We start from the raw sequence: 19,770 nt of genomic DNA on the forward strand, positions 1-19,770 counted from the left end.
TTTTTACTGCCTAGTAAAAATATACAAATCATGACAATTATCATATTTTAATTTTCACTTTCCGCTCACCTTTGCACAAGGTATAAATGAGCATAAATTATGGAACATAAAACGTGTTTCCACTGTGGGTTAGATGCAACTTCTGCAAACATTACTTACGACGATAAATCATTCTGCTGTAATGGCTGTAAAACCGTTTACGAAATATTTTCTGCAAACGATTTAACATGTTATTACGATTTACAAAACGCGCCTGGTGCAACACCAAAAGAGGTAGCTGGTAAATACAATTTTCTTGAAAATGAAAAGATTATTGAACAGCTTTTAGAATTTAATAATGATAATATTCAAATTGTAAATCTATACATACCTCACATACATTGTAGTTCCTGTATCTGGATTTTAGAAAACCTCAACAAATTGCATCCAGCTGTAAGCGCTTCTATTGTGAACTTTGGAAAGAAGACTGCAAGAATTACATTTAACTCTGAAAAGATTAACCTAAAAGAATTAGTGCTTCTCTTAAGCAGCATTGGTTATGAACCCTATATAAGTTTAGAAGATTACAACGTTGGTAAAAAGAAAACCGACAGATCATTAATCTACAAATTGGGTGTAGCAGGGTTTGCTTTTGGGAACGTTATGTTTTTGTCATTTCCCGAGTATTTTGAGGTTGGCGAGTATTGGCTAGAACAGTACAAACATTTGTTTAGATGGCTAATGTTTGCCTATAGCTTACCTGTAGTTTTTTATTCGGCTCAAGATTACTTTATTTCTGCATTTAAAGGTCTAAGATCAAAAATTTTAAATATTGATGTGCCAATAGCCTTAGGAGCAGCAGTATTATTTATTCGCAGTAGCATTGAGATTATGTTAGATGCGGGCTCAGGGTTCTTTGACAGCTTAACAGGACTCATTTTCTTTTTGTTAGTTGGTAAATTTTTCCAGCAAAAAACGTATACCTTTTTATCTTTTGAACGCGATTATAAATCTTATTTCCCCATTGGCATAACCAAAATCACTTCAGATGGAAAAGAAGCATCTATTCAAGTTTATGATATTAAAAAAGGCGATAGATTACTTATACGAAACGAAGAACTAATCCCAGTTGATTGCATCCTAATACATGGTAATGCAAGAATAGACTATAGTTTTGTTACTGGAGAATCTAAAACAATTAGCAAACAATCTGGAGATAAGTTATTTGCCGGCGGTAAACAAGTAAACGGAAATATAGAAGTAGATGTTTTAAACTCTGTTGAACAAAGTTACTTAACACAGCTTTGGAGCAACGATGTGTTTAAAAAAGACAAAGAAACGGCCTTTACGACACTTACCAATCGTATAAGCAAAAACTTTACTATTACTATTTTACTTATTGCTCTAGTGGCCACATCATATTGGCTTTTAGTAGATTCTAGTAAAGCTATAAATGTATTTACTGCTGTTTTAATAATTGCCTGTCCTTGTGCCATTGCATTATCTGCTCCGTTTACTTTTGGGAATATTTTACGCATTTTAGGAAAGAAGAAATTCTATCTAAAAAATGCCAGCGTTATTGAGCAATTAGCAAAAATTAACACGATAATTTTTGACAAAACCGGGACTATAACCTCAAACAAAGACGCATCAATAACTTATGTGGGAGATGCACTTTCTTTAGAAGAAGAAAGCTTATTAAAAAGTACTTTAAGAGGCTCTAATCACCCATTAAGTAGGTCGTTATACGAGCTTTTAAGTGATCATAATATTGTAACACTAGATACCTATAAAGAACATACCGGAAAGGGTATTGAGGCCAAACACAACCAAGATTACATAAAAATTGGATCAGCACCTTTTGTTGGTCATACAAAAGAAACAGCTACATTAAACACAGCGGTTCATGTAAGTACAAATAACCAATATAAAGGTAAGTTTACATTTTATAATGCCTACAGAAAAGGCATGTCTAAACTCTTTAACACGTTAAAAACAGATTATGATTTAGCAATTTTATCTGGTGATAATGAAGGTGAAAAAGACAACCTAAAAAAGCTACTCCCTTCTAAAACAAAATTACTATTTAATCAAAAGCCCGAAGATAAATTAGAGTATATAAAACATCATCAAACAGAAGGTGCCAACGTTCTTATGATTGGAGACGGATTAAACGATGCAGGTGCTTTAGCACAGAGTAACGTTGGCATTGCTATTTCAGAAAATGTAAACATATTTTCCCCCGCTTGTGACGCTATTCTAGACGCTTCTAAATTCAATGAATTAATCAACTATTTAAAAATATCAAAGTCCGCCATAAAGATTATAAAATGGAGTTTTGTACTCTCTTTTATTTACAACATTATCGGACTTTATTTCGCAGTTACAGGACAATTAGCCCCAGTAGTTGCAGCCATTTTAATGCCTTTAAGTTCTATTAGCATTGTGATTTTCACTACAATTTGCACAAACATTATTGGCAGGAAACTGAAATAAGATTACAAATGAAACATGACAAATGTCATTTTATTAAAAAAAGGTTGAAAGTACTTTTGACCCATAACTTCAATTAGGTATGAGTGTTATATATGTTTTATTAGCTATAAGTATAGTTGTAGCTGTTGGCTTCTTTATAGCTTTCATTTTAGCTGTTAAAAGTGGACAGTATGATGACAGCTACACCCCTTCTGTAAGAATGCTTTTTGAGGACGAAATAATCAAAGAAAAATCAAATAAATCAGTACTAACCAAAAAAAAGATTAACAACTAATTATGGAAATGCAACAATTTCATTACGATAATAAAATCGTTAAAAAGTTCATTTATGCCACAATAGTTTTTGGGGTCGTTGGGATGCTCGTAGGTCTACTACTTGCATTTATGTTTTTATTCCCAAACCTTACCGATGGCATTTCATGGCTTAGTTTTGGACGATTAAGACCATTACATACAAACGCTGTAATATTTGCGTTCGTGGGGAATGCAATGTTTGCGGGGATCTATTACTCGTTGCAGCGTTTGTTAAAAACTCGTATGGCAAGTGACCTTCTAAGTAACATTAATTTCTGGGGTTGGCAGCTCATAATTGTAGCGGCGGCCATATCTTTACCATTAGGATATACCACATCAAAAGAGTACGCCGAATTAGAATGGCCTATAGATATTGCAATTGCGTTAATATGGGTTGTTTTTGGTGTAAACATGATATGGACCATATTAAAAAGAAGACAACGTCATTTATATGTTGCGGTTTGGTTCTATATAGCCACCTTTGTAACTGTAGCTGTTCTTCATATTTTTAATAGTTTAGAGTTGCCAGTAAGTGCCATGAAAAGTTATTCGGTATACGCAGGTGTACAAGATGCTTTAGTACAATGGTGGTATGGGCACAATGCGGTGGCTTTCTTTTTAACAACACCGTTCTTAGGTTTAATGTATTACTTTGTTCCTAAGGCTGCTAATAGACCTGTATACTCATACAGATTATCTATTGTACACTTCTGGTCTTTAATCTTTATATACATTTGGGCAGGACCACATCACTTATTATACACAGCTTTACCTGAATGGGCGCAAAACTTAGGAGTTACTTTCTCTGTAATGCTATTAATGCCTTCTTGGGGTGGTATGATAAATGGTTTATTAACACTTCGTGGTGCTTGGGATAAAGTTAGAACAGACCCCGTTTTAAAATTTATGGTAGTAGCTATTACAGGTTATGGTATGGCAACTTTTGAAGGGCCAACCTTATCTCTTAAAAATGTAAACGCTATTGCTCACTTTACAGACTGGATTATTGCCCACGTGCACGTTGGTGCATTAGCATGGAACGGATTTATGGCTTTTGGTATGATTTACTATTTAGTACCAAGGTTGTTTAAAACGAAATTACATTCTACTCCTTTGGCCAACTTACATTTCTGGTTAGGTACTTTAGGTATAATCATTTATGCACTACCAATGTATGTTGCTGGGTTTACACAAGCAAGTATGTGGAAACAGTTTAACCCAGATGGAACATTAGTTTATGGTAACTTCTTAGAAACAGTAACAGAGATTATACCAATGTACTGGATGCGTGCTATTGGAGGTACCATGTATGTAATTGGTATGCTAATTCTTGTTTACAACATTATAGTTACTGTAAGAAGTGGTAGCAAAGTTGAAGATGAATTAGCCGAAGCACCTGCACTTTCTGTAGTTACTAAAAAACGTACTGCAAACGAAGGTTGGCACACTTGGTTAGAAAGAAGACCTATTCAATTAACTATTCTTGCAACCGTTGCTATTTTGATAGGTGGAATTATTCAGATAGTACCAACCATAATGGTTAAATCTAATATCCCAACTATAGCCAGTGTAAAACCATATACACCTTTAGAGTTAGAAGGTAGAGATATTTACATTCGTGAAGGTTGTGTGGGATGTCACTCGCAAATGATTCGTCCATTTAGAAGTGAAGTAGAACGTTATGGAGAATACTCTAAGGCAGGTGAGTATGTTTATGACCATCCATTCCTTTGGGGTAGTAAGCGTACAGGACCAGATTTACATAGATTAGGAGGTAAATACTCAGATAACTGGCACTTTAATCATATGTATGACCCACAAAGTACATCATCTGGTTCCATAATGCCACGTTACCCTTGGTTAATTACGGGATCTTCAAGTACCCTTAATAAATCTCAAACAGAGGCTAAAATGAAAACTATGGTGTCTTTAGGTGTACCATATTCAGATGAAGATATTGCCAATGCACAGCAAAGTATGTTAGAGCAGGGTACTCAGATTGAGAAGAACTTATATTCAGATCCTGATTTTGCGAAGAACTATGAAGCAAACAAAAAGTATGCAGCAGAAAATGGTGAAGCGTTTGTTGAAATGAGAAACAGAGAAATTGTGGCTTTAATTGCTTATCTACAACGTTTAGGTACAGATATTAAAGTTGAAACGGCTCAACAATAACCATCAAAACTTGAGACTATGTTAAAATTTGTAAAAAACCATATGGAGAGTATTACAGGAGTAGAAATCTACCCTATCATCTCCCTATTAATCTTTTTTATCTTTTTTGTAGCACTGTTTTGGTGGGTTGTAACCGCTAAAAAAGACTACATAAAAACAGTTAGTAATATTCCATTAGACAACCAAAACGACGATACATTATGAGAAAGTTATTTCCATCTTGGGTAAGAGTACCCGTAGTATTCTTCATCATCTTCGGAGTTGTAGAATTCTTTATAGACTCTGGTGAGAAGCCAGCATTTATTGAATATCCTGTAGTACTACTATTTTTATTTTTAGTACTGCTAATCTTAATAGCTATTGAAGCTATTGTTGGTGCCCTAGAAAATGTAATGCTTCACAAAATGGATGAAGAAGCAAAAGCGCGTTTTTTAGCCGACAAAGAAAAATCATATCAGTTTACTTGGTTTAAGAAAACGTATAATAAGCTTTTGGATCAAAAACCAATTGAAGAAGAAGGCGAAATTGTACTAGATCATAATTACGATGGCATTAGAGAGTTAGACAACAACCTTCCTCCTTGGTGGTTATGGGGGTTCTATATCTCTATTGTATTTGCCGCTATTTACTTGGTAAGATTCCATATTCTTGATGGACCAGGACAAATTGACGAGTTAGAAACAGAATTAGCTGAAGCTAAAACTGCCATTGAAGAATACAAAAAAACAGCCAAAGATTTAGTAGATATTAATACGGTGACTTTATTAACCGATGCATCAGATTTAAACGCTGGTAAGGAAGTGTTTAATACTAACTGTGTGGCCTGTCATATGGCAGATGGTGGCGGAGGTATTGGTCCTAACTTAACCGACCAACACTGGATTCTAGGTGGTGGTATTAAAAATGTATTTAAAACAGTTTCTGAAGGTGGTAGATCTGGTAAAGGTATGATTGCTTGGAAAGCACAATTAAAACCATCTCAAATTGCTCAAGTTGCTAGTTACGTGCTTAGTTTACAAGGTACAACACCTGCAAACCCTAAAGCACCAGAAGGCGATATTTGGGTAGATGAAAACGCAACTGAAGAGACAACCACAGAAACAACAGAATAAACGCAAAACTGTGACTAACTAAATATTCATGTAGATTCCCTTTGCTAGATAAAGGCAAAGGGAATCTTAAAGTAAAAACAATTGGAAACACCAGAAAACGAAATATTCAGAGACTCCATTAGTACAATTACCGAAGAAGGTAAACGTGCATGGGTGTATCCAAAAAAGCCTAGCGGCAAATATTATGACAAGAGGAAACTTGTTAGCTACGGTTTATTATTATTTCTATTAGCATCTCCATTCATTAGAATTGGAGGTAACCAGTTTTTACTTTTTAATGTTTTAGAACGCAGATTTAACATTTTCGGCTTTCCTTTTTGGCCACAAGACTTCCACTTATTCGTAATTTCAATGATAATTGGGGTGGTATTCATTACCTTATTTACAGTTGCCTTTGGAAGAATTTTTTGTGGGTGGATTTGTCCGCAAACCATTTTCATGGAAATGGTTTTTAGACGCATTGAATATTGGATTGAAGGCGACAGGGGAAAACAAATGCGTTTAAACAGACAACCTTGGAATGCGGAAAAAATCAGAAAAAAAGGACTAAAATTCACGATCTTCCTACTCATTTCGTTTATAATTGCCAATGTCTTTTTGGCTTACTTAATTGGAGGAGATCGCTTAATTCAGTACATCATTGATGGGCCTTTTAGCCATATGGGCACACTAATTCCTCTGCTAATATTTACAGCGGTATTTTACTTTGTTTTTGCATGGTTTAGAGAGCAAGTTTGTGTTATTGCTTGTCCTTATGGAAGATTACAAGGTGTACTTCTTGACACTAAATCTGTTGTAGTTGCATATGATTATAAACGTGGAGAAGGCTCCAGTGGTAGAAAGAAATTTAGAAAGAACGAAGACAGAGCTGCTCTTGGTCATGGAGACTGTATAGATTGTTTACAATGTGTAAATGTTTGTCCTACGGGTATTGACATTAGAAACGGTACACAATTAGAATGTGTTAACTGTACCGCGTGTATAGACGAATGTGACCATATAATGGACAGTATTAATCTACCTAAAGGATTAATACGTTATGCTAGTGAAGAAAACATAAAAAACAAAGTTCCGTTTAAGCTCACAGCAAGAATGAAAGGTTATGTTGCTGTGCTTACCATTTTGGTAGGTATTTTAACAGGTATGTTATTCTTAAGAAATGAAGTAGAAGCTAATGTTTTAAGATTGCCAGGGCAATTATATGAACATAAAGAAAACAACATCATTAGCAATGTATTTACTTATAAACTGGTAAATAAAACAACTAAAGATATTGAAGATGTTACACTTAAATTAATGTCTCATAAGGGTTCATTAAGATTAGTAGCAACGAGTAGTGAGTTTATTGTACCAAAGCAAGGTATAGCAGAAGGTACTTTATTTATTGAAATAAACAATGCCGCATTAAGTGGCGATAGAAATAAAATTAAAATAGGGGTTTATGAAGGTGACGAATTAATCGAAACCTGTACGGCAAATTTTTTAGGCCCTAGAAGTTATAAATAGTTTTTGGTTGGCGATTGGTTGTAAGGTAATGATTGAAATTACAAATAATTTCTCCTAACAATCAACCTTACAACCATAACCAAAAAAAGCTATGCACGCATTGTGTTTTAAACACAATATTGAAGTGCATAAATAAAAAAAGGAAAACAATCCTGAAAAAGTTTCAGGATAATAAAATTTTGGAATTATGAAACTTAACTGGGCAACAGGAATTGTTTTAGCATTTATAGGATTCATCTCCTTTATAATGTATTTCATTGTAACTATGAACATTGATGACAAATACGATCATGACTTAGTTACAGAAGATTATTATGCTGAAGAATTAGCATATCAAAACGATATTAATAAGCTTAAGAATGCCAAACAGTTAAGCGAAAATATAGTGTATAAGAAAACCGCGGAAGGACTACTAATAGAATTTCCGAGTAATATAGATTATAAGACAATAACAGGAAAAGTGTTCCTATACAGGCCATCTAACAAACAACTAGATTTTGAAAGTACCATTTCATTATCTAATCCACATTTGCTCATACCTGACTCCCGTTTGGTAGGTGGCCGCTGGAACATTAAGATCGATTGGCAAGTTAACGGAAATTCTTATTTGTTTAAAGAATCTCTAGAGTATTAATTTATTAGAATATAAAGAATATTTATTCATGTAAATAAACCATCTAGCAAACAACTAGATTATGAAAGTGCCATTTTCATAGTCTAATCCACATTTGCTCATACCTGACTCCCGTTTGCTAGATGGTATTTTAACATAAAAGTTATAAGACAATATATTGAAAATCTTGTAACTAAAAAACTTAAGTTATGTTAGCATCTGCATTTGTTTTAGGCTTGTTGGGCAGTTTTCACTGTATAGGTATGTGCGGGCCAATTGCCTTTATGTTGCCTGTAGACAGATCAAACAATTTTAAAAAAGTTTCTCAAATAACAGCTTATCACATAGGCCGATTATTAACCTACAGTCTTATTGGTTTGGTGTTTGGCCTCATTGGTAAAAGCTTATACCTATTTGGTTTTCAACAGCAATTATCTATTGCTATTGGTGTTATTATGATTCTTCTTGTTTTAATTCCACAACAAAAATTAAATAGCTACAGCATTTCTAAACCTATCTACAGATTAATTTCTAAAGTAAAAACTGCATTAGGCGGTGCTTTAAAACGAAAATCTGCAGATACCTTTTTAACTATTGGTTTTTTAAATGGCTTCTTACCCTGCGGATTGGTCTATATGGCTGTTTTTGGCGCTATTACTGGCGGAAATGCACTTCAAGGAAGTTTGTACATGCTTTTGTTCGGTCTTGGAACAATACCACTAATGACTACTGCCATTTATGCAAGTCATTTTTTAAAAGGTAATGCCAGACAAAAAATTCAGAAAGCGATCCCTGTTTTTGTAGTTATAATCGGAGCTTTGTTTATTATAAGAGGCTTAGGTCTTGGTATTCCATATATTTCTCCAGCTCCAATACAAGATGTTGTGAATAGCTCTATTGAATGCCATTAAAAACTATCCCAAAAGAGCTCTATACTCCGATGGCGATTTTTTTACATGACGCTTAAAGTATTTCACAAAGTACGATGGATCTTCAAAACCCAAACGGTAGGCTACTTCATTTATTTTTAGATCTGTAAAGGATAGTAAACGTTCTGCCTCTAAAATAATACGCTCCGATATTAGCTGAGAAGGCGTCTTAGAAACTACCTTATTTGTAATGGTATTCAAAGTCTTGGTAGACATATTAAGTTTGTTCGCAAAATCTGCAACCGAATAATTCTTTGTATAGTGCGTTTCTAAAAACTCTCTAAACTGAAAATATTGTAATTCATAAGAATTATTAAATTTTACAAATTGGTCATTAGTTTTACTATGTGCACGTTCAAGAATAACAAGCAAAGACTTCAATAAGTTTCTAATAACATGCTTATAACCAAACTCTTTTCTATTGGATAGTTCTGTTCTAATTAATTTTAAGTAACAATGTGCCAGATCTGTTGATTCATCTCCTAAAACTCGGAATGGTTTTCGTTGATTATTAAAAATCGTGTATTTCAAAAATATTTCAACATCCGAATGCATTAAAAAATGCTCATTAAAATGAATTATAAGCCCCTTATGGTTTGCATTCTTATCAAAATAATGCATTTGATTTTTTGAAATAAAAAAGATTGTATTGTTTTCTATGTTATAGGAATTAAAATCTACATAATGCACACCACCTTTGTTATATATCCATATTATTTGATAATAACTATGTGTATGAGGTATTGTAGCATGTTCTCCACTTTTAAGTAAATACGGCTCTAAATCGTAAATCTCAAATTGTAATTTTTCGGGATGTTCTTTATGAAGATGATATTGCTCTACTTTCATTGGTTACCTATACATACGTTATAAACAAAGTTAACTTTAATTATCAAGAACGTAGTTAGCCGCTCTTACCCCACTATACACAGCGCCATCCAAATACCCACCAAAAACTGGTGAAGTTTCCGTTCCTGAAAAAAACAGTTTATCATTCATGTAAAAAGATTTAAACACCGAAGCTCCATATTGGGGAGACATATATAAGGACTTTAAATTTTCACAACTAGTAAAAACATCTTGAGACCAATCCTTTTCAATATAATTTGTATAATGCCTTACTTGTGGTCCCAAATAGGTTTCAAGGTAGCTTAAAATGCGTTCCTTTCTATTCTCTGGAGAAACATCTCTAAGTCCTTCATTTACAAACCCCATTAAACTAAAATTTGTTTCATCTGCATTCACGTGATCATACAATTCCGTTACTGGCCCTATTTGCCCAATAATAGTACCTGAAAAGGACTGCTCTCTCCAAAATGGCCTTTCGTAACTAATACCAACTTTTATTGCATTGCTCATCCAGGTGTGCGTTTTAAGCATAGTGTTAATTAAGTGTTCGGGCAATTCTGGAATATATTTTAATTTAACAGCCAACTTTGGTGGTAAAGTAACTATTAGTTTTTCTCCTAAAAATTCGCCATTTTTAGTTAAAACCTGAACCTTATTCTCAACTTCTTTAATGTCTTGAACAACTGTATTTAGTTTTATTTTATCTATTATATGTGCTGCTAGTTTATCTATTAAGTTTACAGTACCTCCCGATATACGATATGCAGAAGGCTGAGTTTGATCGCTCTCAAAATAATGAGCTGGAGCCGCTGTATTGTATACCAAAATGCTTTTTCCCGAAGCATATTGATTAAACTTTCCAAGATTTAAATGTTTAAGCAGTTCAACAACATTTCTATGTCCTTGTTGAAACCATACCGCTCCTAAATCAATATTATTTTGGGTGATTACGCGCCCCCCAATGCGATCTCTTGCTTCGAGGATTACAAAGTCTGCTTCTCCTCTCATGAATAATTGATAGGCCGATACTAAACCAGAAACACCAGCTCCTATGATTATATATTTAGACTTCAATTTTACCTATCATTTTTATCTATAATTATAACTCTTTTAAAAAAGCATGATTATGTGTAATCATGCTTTTACCTCACCTTGTTCTCTTCACTAATTTCTACCTGACATTACACCCCCATCTGTATCCCAAATAGCACCAGTAACCCATGACGCCTTATCAGACAGCAAATACGTTATTGTATTGGCTACGTCTTGAGGTTTTCCATTCCTTCCAATTGGATGAAACCCATGGAAGTTTTGCAAAGCATCATGTGCTTCTTTCTCTCCACCAAACACGCTATCATAAACAGGTGTTTCTACTACTGCAGGAGAAACAGCATTTACCCTAATTTTATAATCCGCCAATTCCATTGCCAAGTGTTGCGTTAAACTATGTAAACCAGCCTTTTGCATAGAGTATGCAGAAGAAGGTGTGGCTTTAACAGCTTGTTTTGCCCACATTGATCCTACATTTACGATTGCTCCTCCTTTTGAATCCTTCATTTTTTTTGCCGCGGCTTGTGTTATAAAAAAGAACCCTCTATTTAAATCTAGGTATTTGTTGTAATCTTCAACCGAATGTTCTAAGAACGATTTAGGTCCAAATACACCAGATGCATTTACTAAATAATCCAAGTTATCAAACTGATTAATTGTTTCGTTTAAAGATAGTACATCCGTACTATTTGTAATATCAGTTTTATGAATATGAAGATGGTCTCCAGATGCATTTTTAAAAGCTTCTAATTTTTCTAGGTTAGTCCCAACTACATGAACTTCTACACCTTCGGTTAACAAATTCTGCGCGGTTGCTTTTCCAATACCACTACTCCCGCCTATTATTAATGCTCTCTTTTTCATTTTATTTTTATTAAAGTTATTGGGCAAAATTAAGCCCGCATTGAACTTTAAGCACAGTAAATAAAGGATAAAGTATGGTAATTTTAGGAAACGGAAGTAACTCCTGGAAGCGCAAAACCACCATAAGTATAAAATTAATTTATAGATAATATTAGAAAAACCAATAGTTTTATTTTCTTTTTTGATAGTATTACTATTAAATTAGCAACTAAATATATTAACCGTGGATAGATTACTATCAAATTTAAAAATAGTTGTACCCGAAAAAATTTACGTTAAAGACCCAGAATCTTCAGATTTGGGCAAGCGTATAGTACAACATAGTATCCTATTAATAGACGACATTGGTTTTGAAGCTTTTACATTCAAAAAGTTAGGAGCTTTAATAGGCTCTAATGAAAGCTCTATTTATAGATACTTTGAAAGCAAACACAAATTATTGCTTTATTTATCTTCTTGGTATTGGGCTTGGATAGAGTATCAGTTAGTTATTGAAACACATAACCTAACCCCAAATGAAAAACTATATAAAGCCATTAAAATTGTTACCAGAAAAACTAAAGAAGACGCCAACTTTAACCACATAAACGAAATAGTTTTAAATAAGATTATTATTAATGAAAACTCAAAATCCTTTCTAACAAAGGAAGTAGATCAAGAAAACAAAGATGGATATTTTGTAATCTACAAACGTATTGTTTATAGGCTTAGTGACATGATTAAAGACATTAACCCTAATTACAAGTATGCACTTAGTTTGGCAAGTACCATTTTAGAAGGCAGTTTACATCAACACTTTTTAAAAGACCATTTTTCATCAATTACAGATTGCAACAACACTGTTGCTCCGTCTGAGTTTTATTTAAACCTAATATCTAACGTTTTAAACTATACACATGGCAGTACCTCCAATGACTCCTTGGCAACGTCTAATTAACTTGCTTCAGTTAGAGAAAAAAGACATCTTTCAAATCTTTTATTATGCAATTTTTGATGGTTTAGTAGCCCTTTCATTACCCTTAGGTATTCAGGCTATTATCACCCTAATACAAGGCGCTCAAATTTCAACCTCTTGGGTTGTTTTGGTAGTCTTGGTGACCTTGGGTGTAGCCTTCTCAGGGCTTCTTAAACTTATGCAGCTGCGTATTATTGAAACCATACAGCAACGTATTTTTATTAGGTCGTCTTTCGAACTAAGCTACCGATTCCCTAAAATAAAAATGTGGGAACTTAGAAACTTTTATCCGCCAGAGTTAGCCAATAGATTTTTTGATACACTTACCATTCAAAAAGGATTATCTAAAATACTTATAGATGTACCTTCAGCAGTATTACAAATTGCATTTGCACTTTTACTACTATCGTTTTACCACCCATTTTTCATCATATTTGGTATTCTGTTGCTCCTGCTCATATTTGTAGTTTTTAAATTTACTGCCAAAAAAGGTTTAGACACTAGTTTAAAAGAGTCTAAAAACAAATATAAAGTAGCGCATTGGATTCAAGAGATTGCGCGTACAGTTGTTAGTTTTAAACTTTCTGGTAGCACCAATTTAGGTGTTAATAAAAATGATGATTTAGTAGGAGACTATTTAAAATCCAGAGAAAGTCATTTTAAGATCTTAGTACTTCAGTTTATACAAATGATAAGCTTTAAAGTTATTGTAACCGCTAGCTTACTATTAATTGGTGGTGCTTTGGTACTTAGACAAGAAATGAACATTGGTCAGTTTGTAGCCGCAGAAATCATTATCCTTTTGGTTATTGCATCTGTAGAAAAATTGATTTTGGGTCTTGAGTCGTTTTACGATATTTTAACCTCTATAGAAAAAATAGGGCAGATTGTAGATAAAGATCTTGAAAATCAAGAAGGAGGATTACCAATGTTTAACGATGGTTTAAACATAGAATTAAATGATGTTTCTTATAGTGTACCAGATAGAGAAAAGCCCATTCTATCTAATATCTCACTTAAAATAAATAAGAAAAGTAGAATTTTGGTAAATGGTGAAAGTGGCTCAGGAAAATCGGCTTTATTCCGCATTATTCTTGGTATAAATGAAGCTACCTCCGGAAATGTTTACATAAACAATTATTCTATTAATAATATTAACCCTAATTATTACAGATCGCATCTAGGAATGTCGCTTTCTGAAGAAACTCCTTTTGAAGGCACCATTAAAGACAACCTAACCTTTGGCAATACCTCTATTAAAGATCAAAAAATTTATGAGGTACTCGATAAAGTTGGTCTTACCGAATTTATAAAAGAACAGCCAAAAGGTCTGGATACCATTATTGGCGCAGAAGGCAATAAACTTTCATATACAATTTCAAAAAAGTTAATTCTTGCAAGAGCCATAATAAAGGAACCAAAAGTTCTTTTATTAGAAGATCCTTTAGATAGGTTTAATCAAGTAGAAATGAAAAGTATAATTAACTACTTAACTGATGAAAACCAACCTTGGGCACTCGTTGTTGTAAGTACAAGTAAAAACTGGAGAGAGAAGTGTAATCAGCACATTTTATTAAAAAAAGGTAAAGCCACTATTAAAAACGTATAAATTATGCTAAATATATCTCACAATAGTGTAAACGAAAAAGTTGATATAAGAAAGTTCAAGTCTACAAAAGGCACTTTTGATATCCCCTATTATAAAAAGCTTAACAAGTTTTTATTAGCACTTGCTATCATCCTTTTTATTGTTCTGTTTTTACCTTGGACCCAAAATATAAGCGGTAAAGGTATTGTAACTACTTTAAAACCAAATCAACGTCCGCAAGCTATACAATCTCAGATTCCTGGAAGAATTGAAGAATGGTTTGTTCAAGAAGGTGCTTATGTAAATAAAGGCGATACCATTCTAAGAATTTCCGAGGTAAAAAGTGATTATTTCGATGACAAATTGGTTGAAAGAACAAATGACCAAATTGTTGCAAAATCGCAGTCTGTTGAGGCTTATACGGGTAAAGTAGGTGCTTTAAACAGGCAAATTAGTGCTTTACAAAACGAACAGAGCCTAAAACTAAAGCAAACGCAGAACAAATTAATGCAAGCCAATCTTAAAGTTAAAAGTGACAGTATTGATTTAGAAGCAGCTAAAACAAATCTGAAAATTGCAGAAACCCAATTTAATCGTATTCAAACTTTACAAAATGAAGGTTTAAAAGCTGTTAAAGATGTTGAGGAAAAACGATTAAAATTACAAGAAACCCAAGCGAAGTTTGTTTCTCAAGAAAATAAGTATTTGGCAAGTCAAAATGAAGTCATCAATGCCCAACTAGAATTGTCTAGAATTAAAGCCTCTTATGGCGATAAAATATCCAAGGCACAAAGTGATATGTTTACGGCGCAATCAAGTCAGTTTGATACCGAAGCGCAAGTAACTAAACTAGAAAACGCATATTCCAATTACAAAAGACGTAACAGCCTTTTGTACGTTACAGCGCCTCAAAGTGGCTATATTAATAGAGCCCTAACAGGCGGTATTGGTATAACGTTTAAAGAAGGCGAAGAGTTAGTAAGTATTATGCCTGCTCAAATTGATTTAGCTGTAGAAACCTTTGTAAGACCAATAGATTTGCCGTTAATTCATAAAGGTGAAAAAGTTAGAATTCAGTTTGACGGATGGCCTGCCATTGTCTTTAGCGGATGGCCAAATGTATCATATGGTACTTATGGTGCAAAAGTGGTGGCCATAGAACGCTATATAAGTTCTAACGGAAAATACAGAGTTTTACTAGCACCAGATACAGAAGATCATGAATGGCCAGATGCTATAAGGGTAGGTTCTGGAGCAAAAACAATTGCCTTACTTGAGGATGTTCCAATTTGGTTTGAGTTATGGCGCCAAATTAACAGTTTCCCGCCTAATTATTATGAGCCAGAAACCAGTAAAACGACCTCAAAAAAAGACAAAAAATGAGATTAACAGTTTTAATAGCACTGGTTTTAATAGGAAAGCTTTCTGCTCAAGAAAATTCTAAAATTCTATCTTTAGAAGAATACTTAGGGTATGTAAAATCCTTTCATCCTGTAGTTAAGCAAGCTAATTTGGTTATTAACGAAAGTGAAGCCAAATTAATGAAAGCTAGAGGGGCTTTTGATCCTAAACTTGAAGTTGATTACGATAGAAAAAAATTCAAGAACACTGAGTATTACGACAAATTAAATGCATCCTTTAAAATACCCGTGTGGTTTGGTATAGAATTTAAGGGCAACTTTGAGGAAAACACAGGCACGTTTTTAAATCCGCAAGACAATGTTCCTATAGATGGCCTATATAGCGCGGGTGTTTCAATTCCTTTAGCTAAGGGGTTGTTGACTAACAAACGTATGGCAACGCTTAGGCAATCTAGATTATATGTAAAACAAGCCAGAGCAGATCAACAACTCTATATAAATGAGATCTTATTCGAAGCTACAAAAACCTATTTTAAATGGTTAAGGCAATACAATGAAAAAAGAGTTTACGAGAACTTCTTACAAAATGCCGAAATGCGTTTTAATGGCATTAAAAAAAGTTTTGAAGTTGGAGACAAACCTGCTATTGACACTGTTGAAGCCAGAATTACAGTAAACAACAGAAAGTTGAATTTAGAAAAAGCACGTATAAAATTTATAAAGTCTTCTCTAGAGCTTTCCAATTATTTGTGGTTAAATGACAATACACCAATAGAGTTAAAAGAAGAGATTATTCCTGATGAAAACACCTTTCAAATTGTAGATACCGTTTTAAACACTTCTGGCTTTGATTTAGAAAGTTTTGATATTGAGTCACATCCTAAGTTAAGATCCTTAGATTATAAAATTAAAGGCTTATCTATTGAAAAACGTCTTAAACGCAATAATTTATTGCCGCAGATAGATTTACAATACAATTTTTTATCGCAAACACCAGAGGAGATAAACAGCTTTAATTCCAACGCTTACAAAAGTGGTCTTAATGTTCGTTTCCCTTTATTTCTTAGAAAGGAACGTGGTGATTTAAAATTAGCGCAAATAAAGCTTCAGGATACAAAGTTTGATCTGCAAAACACAAGGCTGAGTTTAAAAAATAAGATTGATGCCATAAATCAAGAATTAGCCTCATTTTCTGTACAAAGTGTTTACACAACAGATATTGTAAATGACTACACCACTATGGTAACTGCAGAAGAGCGTAAATTCTATCTCGGCGAAAGCTCCTTGTTTTTGGTAAACTCAAGAGAGTCCAAACTCATTGATGCTAAATTAAAAGCTATTGAAATAGAAAATAGTTTTTTAAATACTAAGGCTAATTTATCCAACATATTGGCATTATCAAATATTCCATCTAACTAATAGTTAAAAAATTAAATATCCAGGAAAAGCTCTTTTCTAAAAATGTCACTTCGAGTGTTTTTCGACCTTAAGGAGAAAAATGTATCGAAAAGTATATCCTTCGGATAAGTTCTGGATACAACTTCTTTGTACCTCAGAAATCACTCAAACTGACTGTCAAACCATCATATTTTCAATACGTATTGATTTTATAGATAAAAAGAAAAGCGCCGAAATCATGAAATTTTCAGCGCTTTTCTAAGAAACTAATTAACCAAAATTTAACTGCTTACCCGCTCATGCGAGAACTGCAGCATGAAACCTCGGAAGAAAACACCGAGGATATTTTTATATTTTAAATTTTAAACGTCATAACTGGTAAAGTGGAATGGTTAGCCACATCTTCACCTATACTACCTTGAAAGAAATGTGCCAATCCTTTTCTTCCATGTGTTGGCATTATAATTAAGTCTGCCCCTAATTTGTTAGCACTGTTTATAATACCATCTTCCACAGAATACTCAGACACGTAATGCACGTCTTTCATTTTTTCTAAACTTCGCTCTGCCTTAGTAAAGAAATTCACCACTTCTTTTTCAATTTGAATAGAACTTTTAAATCTATCATTAGGTAAGTTTACATGAATCAAATACACTTTAGTATTTACATCATTAAACATCTGAGTAGCCTTTAAATAAGGTTCAATGCACTCTTCGGAGAAATCACAGCCCATGGCAACAACTTCAAAGTTAACATCGGTAATATCTCTTTTAACAACAAGCACAGGTATATCGGCATTCCTAACCACACGTTCGGTATTAGAGCCTACAAAAAACTCTTTAGCGCCACTAACACCATGCGACCCCATAACAATTAAATCTGCTCCATGTTTTTTAGCCTCATCATTAACCTCGCTAAACACTTTTAAGTGCTTAACAATTGGGGTTACTTTAACACCATCTAAATAATCTTTCTTTAAAAACTCATTAAATCGTTGTTCAGCAAGTTTTAAAAAGTAAATTACTTTTTGTGGTTCTTCTCCCGCTCCAGTAAGCATAATTTCAGGCATTTCTAACATATGTAATGCCAATACTTCTGCCTCATTCTTAATAGCTAATTTAGCTGCCGCTTTTAAAGCATATTCTGAAAATTCAGAAAAATCTACTGGTACAATTATCTTTTTCATCTTTTCGTTGTTTTAAACAGTCATTGAAAATAACTGTGTGTTAGGTTGTTTTCTTTGTAATAAAAGGTCAAAAGCCATACAGATATTTCTAACAAATGGCTGTCCTTTTTTAGTCACCTCTATACTATTAGAATTAATAGTTAGTAATCCGTCTGTTTCCATTTCCTTCAATCTAATTAAAGCTTCAGGCAATTCAGGAAAACTTAAGTTATTCGCACTCCATTCGGTTTTTAACCCACACATTAAATTAAGAATGTGCCTTCTAATGGTTAAATCTTCCTTATTTAAAATATGACCTCTGTAAACAGGAATCATGTTCTTTTCAAGCAACTGGTAATACTCTTTAATTCCTTTTACATTCTGCGCAAAACCATACCAGCTATCACTTATTGAGGACACGCCTAAACCAATCATAGCTTGCGTTTTAGAAGCAGTATACCCCATAAAATTTCTATGCAGCTTTCCATGCTCCATAGATTTATAGAGCGCATCTGATTTTAAAGCAAAATGATCCATTCCTATTTCATGATACCCAACTTCAGCGAGTAGCTCCTTCCCTAACTCGTATTGTGCGCGTTTTAATTCTGCTGAAGGTAAATCAGTATCACTAAACCCACGCTGTCCGTTACCTTTAATCCACGGCACATGGGCATAACTGTAAAATGCTAATCTATCAGGAAGTAATTCCTTAGTTTTTAAAATGGTCTCCTTAACATGTTCAAGGGTCTGGAACGGTAAACCAAAAATAATATCATGACCAACAGAAGTATAACCTACCTCATAAGCTAATTCTGTAACGCGTTTAACATTTTCAAATGGCTGCACTCTATGAATGGCCTTCTGTACCGTTTCGTTATAATCCTGAACTCCAAAACTAACACGTCTAAACCCTAAATTATATAAAGCTTCAAGATGTGCTTTTGTGGTATTGTTTGGATGCCCTTCAAAACTAAACTCGTAATCCTCCGCTAGAACTGCATCCTCTAAAATCCCTTTTATTAGACGCTCTAAATTTTCGGGACTAAAAAATGTTGGTGTTCCACCACCTAAATGCATTTCTTTTATTACTGGTTTTTCATTAAACAACTGTAAATACAATTGCCATTCTTTTAAAACCGCATTTATATAAGGCGACTCTACACTATGCTGCTTTGTGATGCGCTTATTACACCCGCAAAACGTGCACAAACTTTCACAAAAAGGTAAATGAATGTAAAGACTAATACCTTCGCTTTTATTACTCTCTTTAAATGACTTTACTAAAGACCCTTTCCAGTTGTTTAATGAAAAAGTATCTTGGTTCCAGTAAGGCACTGTTGGATAACTCGTATAACGAGGACCCGCTATATTATATTTGTTTATTAACGCTCTTGACATACCTGATAATTACATGTCAAAACTATAATCTAACCGTC

Annotated in this window: 17 protein-coding genes; 12 read left to right on the top strand and 5 right to left on the bottom strand. The window is 33.7% G+C overall.

From position 1 onward, the window contains the following. Nucleotides 1–99 precede the first annotated feature (99 nt). The 8 genes from FUA24_RS02420 (at nt 100) to FUA24_RS02455 (ending at nt 9,086) form a co-directional block, all read left to right on the top strand. Nucleotides 100–2,475, top strand: coding sequence for a heavy metal translocating P-type ATPase (locus tag FUA24_RS02420; protein WP_148539914.1), 2,376 nt, complete (start codon nt 100–102; stop codon nt 2,473–2,475). 79 nt (nt 2,476–2,554) lie between these two features. Next, nucleotides 2,555–2,749, top strand: coding sequence for a cbb3-type cytochrome oxidase assembly protein CcoS (gene ccoS / locus FUA24_RS02425; protein WP_148539915.1), 195 nt, complete (start codon nt 2,555–2,557; stop codon nt 2,747–2,749). 2 nt (nt 2,750–2,751) lie between these two features. Next, on the top strand, nt 2,752–4,944 hold the full coding sequence (gene ccoN, locus FUA24_RS02430; protein WP_148539916.1) for a cytochrome-c oxidase, cbb3-type subunit I: 2,193 nt from the start codon (nt 2,752–2,754) through the stop codon (nt 4,942–4,944). Nucleotides 4,945–4,962: 18 nt separating this feature from the next. Continuing rightward, nucleotides 4,963–5,148 carry a CcoQ/FixQ family Cbb3-type cytochrome c oxidase assembly chaperone gene (locus tag FUA24_RS02435; protein WP_148539917.1) on the top strand — a complete coding sequence of 62 codons (186 nt, stop codon included), beginning with the start codon at nt 4,963–4,965 and terminating at the stop codon, nt 5,146–5,148. Beyond that, nucleotides 5,145–6,056 carry a cbb3-type cytochrome c oxidase N-terminal domain-containing protein gene (locus tag FUA24_RS02440; RefSeq protein WP_148539918.1) on the top strand — a complete coding sequence of 304 codons (912 nt, stop codon included), beginning with the start codon at nt 5,145–5,147 and terminating at the stop codon, nt 6,054–6,056. Before FUA24_RS02435 ends, FUA24_RS02440 begins: the two co-directional genes overlap by 4 nt. Nucleotides 6,057–6,137: 81 nt before the next feature. Then, on the top strand, nt 6,138–7,562 hold the full coding sequence (gene ccoG / locus FUA24_RS02445; protein ID WP_148539919.1) for a cytochrome c oxidase accessory protein CcoG: 1,425 nt from the start codon (nt 6,138–6,140) through the stop codon (nt 7,560–7,562). Between the two features lie 187 nt (nt 7,563–7,749). Beyond that, nucleotides 7,750–8,196 (top strand): FixH family protein, encoded by a 447-nt coding sequence (locus tag FUA24_RS02450; protein ID WP_148539920.1) that lies wholly within the window; start codon nt 7,750–7,752, stop codon nt 8,194–8,196. A 188-nt stretch (nt 8,197–8,384) separates the two neighbouring features. After that, on the top strand, nt 8,385–9,086 hold the full coding sequence (locus tag FUA24_RS02455; RefSeq protein ID WP_148539921.1) for a sulfite exporter TauE/SafE family protein: 702 nt from the start codon (nt 8,385–8,387) through the stop codon (nt 9,084–9,086). A gap of 3 nt (nt 9,087–9,089) precedes the next feature. On the opposite strand, the gene FUA24_RS02460 is transcribed toward FUA24_RS02455, so the two are convergent. The 3 genes from FUA24_RS02460 to FUA24_RS02470 all read right to left on the bottom strand — a co-directional run bounded on the left by FUA24_RS02460 (nt 9,090) and on the right by FUA24_RS02470 (nt 11,867). Then, nucleotides 9,090–9,953, bottom strand: a complete 864-nt coding sequence (locus tag FUA24_RS02460; RefSeq protein ID WP_148539922.1) for an AraC family transcriptional regulator — start codon at nt 9,951–9,953, stop codon at nt 9,090–9,092. Between the two features lie 36 nt (nt 9,954–9,989). Next, nucleotides 9,990–11,027: a flavin monoamine oxidase family protein gene (locus tag FUA24_RS02465; protein ID WP_148539923.1), complete on the bottom strand. Its 1,038-nt coding sequence runs from the start codon at nt 11,025–11,027 to the stop codon at nt 9,990–9,992. 90 nt (nt 11,028–11,117) lie between these two features. After that, entirely contained in the window at nt 11,118–11,867 is a 750-nt protein-coding gene (locus FUA24_RS02470) for an SDR family NAD(P)-dependent oxidoreductase (protein ID WP_148539924.1), read from the bottom strand. Nucleotides 11,868–12,090: 223 nt separating this feature from the next. On the opposite strand from FUA24_RS02470, the gene FUA24_RS02475 reads away from it, so the two are divergent. Genes FUA24_RS02475 through FUA24_RS02490 form a run of 4 tightly spaced genes read left to right on the top strand, consistent with a single transcriptional unit; the run spans nt 12,091 to nt 17,190 of the window. Then, nucleotides 12,091–12,804: a TetR/AcrR family transcriptional regulator gene (locus tag FUA24_RS02475; RefSeq protein ID WP_148539925.1), complete on the top strand. Its 714-nt coding sequence runs from the start codon at nt 12,091–12,093 to the stop codon at nt 12,802–12,804. Next, on the top strand, nt 12,764–14,431 hold the full coding sequence (locus FUA24_RS02480; RefSeq protein WP_148539926.1) for a peptidase domain-containing ABC transporter: 1,668 nt from the start codon (nt 12,764–12,766) through the stop codon (nt 14,429–14,431). Before FUA24_RS02475 ends, FUA24_RS02480 begins: the two co-directional genes overlap by 41 nt. 3 nt (nt 14,432–14,434) lie before the next feature. Beyond that, entirely contained in the window at nt 14,435–15,793 is a 1,359-nt protein-coding gene (locus tag FUA24_RS02485) for an HlyD family secretion protein (RefSeq protein ID WP_148539927.1), read from the top strand. Beyond that, the gene (locus FUA24_RS02490) at nt 15,790–17,190 is read left to right on the top strand and encodes a TolC family protein (protein WP_148539928.1); all 1,401 of its coding nucleotides are present in this window, start codon (nt 15,790–15,792) and stop codon (nt 17,188–17,190) included. The genes FUA24_RS02485 and FUA24_RS02490 overlap by 4 nt, the downstream gene beginning before the upstream one ends. A 334-nt stretch (nt 17,191–17,524) precedes the next feature. Here FUA24_RS02490 and FUA24_RS02495 read toward each other — a convergent pair whose 3' ends face one another. Beyond that, nucleotides 17,525–18,355: a universal stress protein gene (locus tag FUA24_RS02495; protein WP_148539929.1), complete on the bottom strand. Its 831-nt coding sequence runs from the start codon at nt 18,353–18,355 to the stop codon at nt 17,525–17,527. Nucleotides 18,356–18,367: 12 nt separating this feature from the next. Further along, on the bottom strand, nt 18,368–19,732 hold the full coding sequence (gene hemN / locus FUA24_RS02500) for an oxygen-independent coproporphyrinogen III oxidase (RefSeq protein ID WP_148539930.1): 1,365 nt from the start codon (nt 19,730–19,732) through the stop codon (nt 18,368–18,370). Nucleotides 19,733–19,770: the final 38 nt, after the last annotated feature.

Source organism: Seonamhaeicola marinus (assembly GCF_008085455.1).